Annotated in this window: 5 protein-coding genes and 1 pseudogene; all 6 read left to right on the top strand. The window is 39.8% G+C overall.

The window, feature by feature from the left end:
* Positions 1-600 (top strand): polyprenyl diphosphate synthase (gene uppS, locus ACJAT7_RS16745; RefSeq protein ID WP_415227946.1); only part of this gene is annotated, 600 nt, incomplete at its 5' end.
* A 30-nt stretch (positions 601-630) separates the two neighbouring features.
* Positions 631-1,482 (top strand): phosphatidate cytidylyltransferase, encoded by an 852-nt coding sequence (locus ACJAT7_RS16740; protein WP_415227945.1) that lies wholly within the window; start codon positions 631-633, stop codon positions 1,480-1,482.
* Between the two features lie 2 nt (positions 1,483-1,484).
* On the top strand, positions 1,485-2,684 hold the full coding sequence (ispC, locus tag ACJAT7_RS16735) for a 1-deoxy-D-xylulose-5-phosphate reductoisomerase (protein ID WP_415227944.1): 1,200 nt from the start codon (positions 1,485-1,487) through the stop codon (positions 2,682-2,684).
* Positions 2,678-4,054 carry a sigma E protease regulator RseP gene (gene rseP / locus ACJAT7_RS16730; RefSeq protein WP_415227943.1) on the top strand — a complete coding sequence of 459 codons (1,377 nt, stop codon included), beginning with the start codon at positions 2,678-2,680 and terminating at the stop codon, positions 4,052-4,054. Before ispC ends, rseP begins: the two co-directional genes overlap by 7 nt.
* Before the next feature lie 215 nt (positions 4,055-4,269).
* A complete protein-coding gene (gene bamA, locus ACJAT7_RS16725) occupies positions 4,270-6,690 on the top strand; it encodes an outer membrane protein assembly factor BamA (protein WP_415227942.1) in 2,421 nt (806 codons plus the stop codon).
* Between the two features lie 108 nt (positions 6,691-6,798).
* A pseudogene (locus ACJAT7_RS16720) lies at positions 6,799-6,997 on the top strand (OmpH family outer membrane protein); the annotation flags it as partial.

The following is a 6,997-nucleotide window of genomic DNA, read 5'->3' as shown; positions in this document are numbered from 1 at the left end:
AAAAATATTAAAGCATTAACTATCTTTGCCTTTAGCAGTGAAAATTGGCAGCGGCCAGCCCAAGAAGTTAATATGCTGATGGAGCTGTTTTTTACTGTTCTGGGCAGTGAAATAAAAAAATTAAAAAAATATAATATTAAATTAAAGATTATTGGTGAATTAACTGGTTTCAGTGAACGTTTACAAAAAAAGGTCTTTGAAGCTGAGAAGCTAACTGAGGATAATACCGGCTTAGTGGTTAATGTTGCTGCTAATTATGGTGGCCGTTGGGATATAACCCAGGCAACCAGAAAATTAGCCAAATTAGTTGCATCAGGTGAGTTAGATGCGGATGATATTAATGAAGAACTACTGAGTAACGCAATAACTTTACATAAGCTTCCTGCTGTTGATTTGATGATCCGCACGGGTGGAGAGCATCGAATAAGTAATTTTTTATTATGGCAACTTGCTTATGCTGAGCTTTATTTTACAGATGTATTGTGGCCTGACTTTGACGCTTTGTCTTTTCAGAAAGCACTTGATCTGTTTTCAGGTAAAGAACGTCGCTTTGGACAAACAAGCGATCAAGTGAATTTGAAAGCAACCGAGTCAAATTGAAATTACAATTGAATTTAACAGGATATTTCTGTGAAACAACGAATTATAACCGCCTTGATTTTAGCTCCGATCGCAATAGCAGGTATTTTTTTCTTGCCGTTTAAATTTTTTATGCTGTCTTGTGCTGCTGTTTTTTTATTGGCAAGTAAAGAGTGGGGCGGATTTGTTAGTAAAAAACACTCTAGTTTAGTCCTTTATCTTTTTGCTACGGTACTCGGTGCGACATTACTATTTATCCCTGTTACGCAGATTTGGTCAGAGGGTGTTGTCAATCCGTTGATCTCCGGCGGGTTAACGGTTGCGGCGCTATGGTGGTGCCTCTCCTTATTGATGGTAATCAGTTATCCAAAAACCGCCTCGCTATGGAAAAACAATCCAATTATTAAGGGCGTATTTGGTTTATTGACACTACTTCCTTTTTTCTGGGGAATGGTATTATTACGCTCTGTTAATATCGATGATAATGTTTATTATGGTGCGCAGTTATTAATGTTTGTGTTTTTATTGGTATGGGCTGCTGATACGGGCGCATATTTTACCGGTAAAAAATTCGGCAAAAATAAATTAGCCGCCAGTGTTAGCCCGGGTAAAACCATCGAAGGTTTCTTGGGCGGACTCGTAAGCTCTATGCTAGTCGCCTCTATTGCCAGTCTCTTTTTTGCCATTCCCACGGAAAAGATGGTGGTTTTCTTTGTCGCCGCTTTTGTCACTAATATTGTTTCTGCATTGGGCGATCTCAGCGAGAGTATTTTCAAACGGGAAGCGGGATTAAAAGACAGCGGAAATTTATTACCAGGTCACGGTGGAATTTTAGATCGTATAGATAGTTTAACCGCTGCGGTGCCGGTTTTTGCCGTTATTTATCTAATTTGGCTTAGCTAGTCATGAAAAAACTGGCCATTTTGGGCGCAACGGGATCTATCGGTGCAAGTACGCTGAGTGTTTGTCGAGCCAATCCTGATTTATATCAAATCACTTTACTAGCGGCATCTTCTAGCGTTAATAAAATGTTTTTGCTGTGCCAAGAGTTCACTCCCTTATATGTATCTATGAGTGACAAAAAGAGCCGTTTACGTTTAACCGTGCTACTTAAACAGGTAAATTCACCCTGCCAGCTGCTCGATAATGAAGAGCAGTTATTGCAACTGTTAGCCAGCAATGAAGTTGACAGTGTTATGGCCGCGATTGTCGGCGGCGCTGGTCTGAAAACAACACTTGCGGCCGTCGAAGCGGGGAAAGAGATTTTTCTTGCTAATAAAGAAGCGTTAGTTATGTCTGGCGCACTGTTTATTGAGGCGGTGCTAAAGTCAGGTGCGAAACTGTGGCCCGTTGACAGTGAACATAATGCTATTTATCAAGCATTATCAAGCACGTTGCAGAACAGTATCGGTGCCTGCGACCTGCAAGGGCAAGGTGTTGCAAAAATATTATTGACCGGCTCGGGCGGTCCTTTTTTAGAAAAAAAACTGGCTGATTTTAAGGCGATAACCCCGGCTCAAGCGGTTAAACATCCCAATTGGTCAATGGGGCAAAAAATATCCATTGATTCTGCCACCATGATGAATAAAGGGCTTGAATATATTGAGGCGCGTTGGCTGTTTAATGCGCGCGTCGATCAGTTACAAGTGGTTATTCACCCTCAGTCTGTTATTCATTCAATGGTGCAATATAAAGATGGCAGTGTGATTGCGCAGATGGGCAATCCGGATATGCGCGTTCCTATTGCTCATGTAATGGGAGGGGGCAGTCGCATCGACAGTGGTGTTGCGCCTTTTGATTTTTTCTCCGGCGTTAATTTAAATTTTGCAAAGCCTGACTTTAATCGTTATCCCTGTCTTAAATTAGCGATTGATGCGTGTTACCAAGGCCAGCATGCAACGACCACTTTAAATGCAGTGAATGAAGTTGCGGTTGAGGCTTTTTTAAATAATCAGATAAAATTCACCCAAATTTCGCAGCTTGTTGAGCGTGTGTTAAATAGCCGTGAGACTCAGCAAATCAACTCAATTGAACATTTATTGCAAATCGACAGCGAGTCTAAAGCGGCTGCACGACAACTCATTAAACGAGATCTTCTATGTTAACGACATTATGGAATTTAGGCGCATTTATTGTAACCCTGAGTATTTTAGTGGCAATCCATGAATACGGCCATTTTTGGGTGGCCAGACGCTGCGCGGTAAAAGTACAGCGTTTTTCCATCGGTTTTGGTAAAGTCCTTTTTAAATACACGGACAGACTGGGTACTGAATTCGCCATTGCTGCTATTCCTCTGGGCGGCTATGTGAAAATGCTGGATGGGCGAGTGGCACCTCTGCTGCCGGGTGAAGAGCAGTTCGCCTTTGATAAAAAAACAGTTTGGCAACGCATTGCGATTGTTTCAGCAGGGCCAATTGCCAATTTCTTATTGGCTGTTGTCGCCTTCTTTGTGATGTTTATGATTGGTGTTGAGAGTGCGAAACCTATTATAAAAACAACACTTGAAGACACACCCATGGGCATTATTAAAAATGAAGGCGCTTTTCAAGTGACTGCGATTAATGATCAGCGCGTCGATGACTTGGGAGCGCTTAACCTTGAATTGGTCAGTCAAATAGGTGAAAGCGGATTTAATATCACTATTGCACCATTAAGCGATGATAAAAACAGGCGCAATATTGAACTAACAAAAACGTTTAAGGTCTCATTGCAGAATTGGACATTTGATCCTAAAAAAGAGTCAATTATAACCAGTTTGGGACTGCTTCCCTATACACCCGATATTCATCTTGAGGTGGCTGATCTGGTTAAAGGTGAAGCTGGTGATAAGGCTTCTCTGCAGGTAGGTGATAAGTTACGTGCGATTAATGGTGTTAAATTAACCGATTGGCAGGAATTTGTTGAACTGATCCAAAAAAATGCCAATCAACAACTGCAACTTGAAATTGAAAGGGGCACAATAGTCACAACCATTAACTTAACACCCGGTGCAAGGAAGATAGGTTCCGATTCGATACAAGGATATATAGGTGTATCACCTGTCGTTGATCCTTATCCTGACGAATATCGTGTTAAGTTACAGTTTTCACCTGTAAATTCCTTTATAAAAGGTGTTGAAAAAACAGCACAGTTAACCAAGTTAACGTTTAATACATTAATAAAATTGGTAACAGGGGATATTTCTGTTACCAACCTGAGTGGTCCGGTTTCTATTGCCAAGGGTGCGGGAATGAGTGCGGATTACGGGATCGGTTATTTTTTGGGGTTTTTAGCGTTAATCAGCGTTAATTTAGGTTTAATGAATTTAATACCATTACCTGTATTAGATGGCGGGCACTTGCTTTATTACTTTGCCGAATTAATAACTGGAAAACCGATTCCAGAAAATATTCAAGAGATAGGATTTAGGATTGGCGCAGCAATTTTAATGGTGTTGATGACTATCGCCATATTTAATGATTTTAATTTATTATAAATTGCAGCGAATCAGTCATTGATGACTCATTGTGTTGAAAATGTATTTATAACTTTATAAAATTCGTACCTTGTTTAAATAACGATGATATCTTAATCGCGTAGCGTTTTGCGAATCTGTGAAAACGTGCGCTTATACCAAAAAATAGCGGCACTTAGCGGGCTAAATAAAAACACACAAATAACCATAGGTGTTGTAAAGGATTAATAAATATAATGATTAAGAAATATCTACTGACATCAGCCCTGATAATGGGCAGCTGTTTTTCATCGTTTTCGGCCGCAGAAAAATTCACTATTGCTGATTTACAGTTTGAAGGGTTACAGCGCGTTACCTTAGGTGCTGCTTTATTAAGTTTGCCCATTCGGGAAGGTGATCTTATTGATGACTATGAGTTGGCAAAGGCAATAAAAAAACTCTATGCAAGCAGTCACTTTGATTCAATCGAACTATTTCGAGAAGGTGATGTTTTAATCTTTAAAGTAAAAGAGCGCCCAACGATCAGCAATGTAGAATTGGTGGGTAATGATAAATTAACAGAAGAGCAGATCTTAGATTCGTTAAAATCATCATCAATACAAGTGGGTGAAACATTAGATAGAACAACGCTTGCCGCTATTGGCAAGAGCTTAGAAGACTTTTACCACAGTGTCGGCAAATACAGTGCGCAGGTTGAAACTATTGTCACGACTCTGCCACGTAACCGCGCTTCCCTGCAGTTTGTTTTTCGCGAAGGCTTGAGCGCTAAAATTGAGCAGATAAATATTGTTGGTAATACCATCTTTTCTGATCAACAACTGCTAAAACGCTTAACGCTTGGCGATTCAGGCGGTTGGTGGGATTTTTTTGCTGATGACAATTACCAGAAACAAAAACTAGCCGGTGATTTAGAAGTAATCAAAAGTTATTATTTAGATCGTGGTTATATTCGTTTTCAAATTGAAGAAACACAAGTCTCATTAACACCCAATAAAAAAGGGGTTTATGTCACTGTTAATCTTGATGAAGGTGAAGTTTATAAAGTTTCTGATGTGAAATTTATAGGTAATCTATTAAAGCATGATGCGGATATTGCTTCATTAGTCCCTTTTTCAGCTGGCGATGTTTACGCTGCATCAGATGTGGTCTTTACGGAGCAAAGTATTCGTAAATACTTTGGCCGCTTAGGTTACGCTTACCCCGAAATAACAACTTACCCGGAAATTGATGATGAAACGAATACGGTTGTAGTTAATTTCTCAATTGAACCGGGCCAAAGAGGCTATGTACGCCATATCAATATTTCCGGTAATACAACGACCAAAGATGTTGTCTTACGCCGAGAAATGCGCCAAATGGAAGGCGGTTGGTTATCAAGTGAAAGTATCGAAACCTCAAAAGCACGTTTAAATCGTTTAGGTTTCTTCTCTAAGGTGGATATCACGACTGAACGTATCAGTGATGATCTCGTCGATGTGAATATTAATGTGGAAGAGCAAGCTTCCGGCTCTTTTAACGCGGGCGTTGGTTTTGGTACTGAATCAGGATTAAGTTTGACGGCAGGGGTGCAACAAAATAACTTTCTTGGCTCTGGCGATAAAGTAGGTTTTGAAGCTAAAACAAACCAATATAGCCTTAACGCAAATATCAACTACACCACCCCCTATCTAACCAAAGATGGCGTCAGTGGTGGCGGTCGCATTTTTTACGATAAATTTGAAGCGGGTGAAGCGAATATTGTCGATTACACCAACACCACTTACGGTGTGCGCTTAGATGCAGGATTTCCTGTTAATGAAGTAAACCGATTAGGTTTCAGTGTCGGTTGGGAAAATAACGGTATTTCACAGTTGAAATCCTATGAGCAGTTAAGCCAGTTCTGGGATATCTACGCGTCAAAATTAGACGCCGATGGTGCTGTTAATTTCCAAAACTTTGATTTTTCTGCGAAGTGGACAAGAAATAGTCTGGATAAAGGACAACTGGCAACACAAGGTATGAAACATACCCTTTGGGCGAAAATGACCGTACCGGGTTCAGATTTACAATATTTTAAAGTTAATTTTGATTTTACTAATTATCAACGCATTTCAGACGATGGTGATTGGACAACATTAATAAGAGCATCAGCCGGGTATGGAAATGGTTACGGACAATTTGAAGGGAATGATCAAATATTGCCTTTCTTTGAAAACTACTATGTTGGTGGTTACCGAACGTTACGCGGCTTCTCAAGTAACACTGTCGGTCCACGGGCTATGTATATCGGTAGTAATAGCGGTAATAACACACTGACTTTAACTGATAGTGCTGTTGGTGGTAACGCTAAATATACGATTAGTGCGGAACTGATTTTCCCTGTTCCATTTTTAGATGAAGCCTACACAAGACAAGTCCGCAGCAGTCTGTTTGTTGATGCTGGCGAGTCTTGGGATACTGAATTTAATTATGACGCTTACAGTCAAATGAGTTGTTCGTACAATTGTGATTATTTTGGTGATTATTCAAAACCGGGTAGAATACGTGCTTCATTAGGCACACAACTTACTTGGATATCGCCGATGGGACCGCTTGTCTTTACGCTTGCTTTGCCGTTAAAAGAGTATGAAGGTGATAGAACCGAAGTATTCTCATTTAATATTGGACAAACATTTTAATTTTTTATGTACAAATATGATAGAAAGTAGCTAAATAGCATATTGATACGTTAATATGTTTAGCTACTTTTTTATTTTATTATCTTTTTTATATTATGGAGTCACAGAATGAAGACATTTTTTAAAGCAGCCACATTAGCCGTTGCAATGGTTTCGCTATCAACAGCAAACGCTGCCCAAGAAACAAAAAAAATAGGCGTGGTTTTTCCAACTAAAATTATGCAGCAGTCTCCACAGCGCGAACAAACTATAAAAAGATTAGAAAGCGAATTTAAAGGTCGTTATGAAGATTTACAAGCACTTGAAA

It is taken from the genome of Psychromonas sp. (assembly GCF_047632995.1).
In the GTDB taxonomy this organism is placed as follows: Bacteria; Pseudomonadota; Gammaproteobacteria; order Enterobacterales; family Psychromonadaceae; genus Psychromonas.
This window is presented reverse-complemented; position numbering and strand designations above follow the sequence as displayed.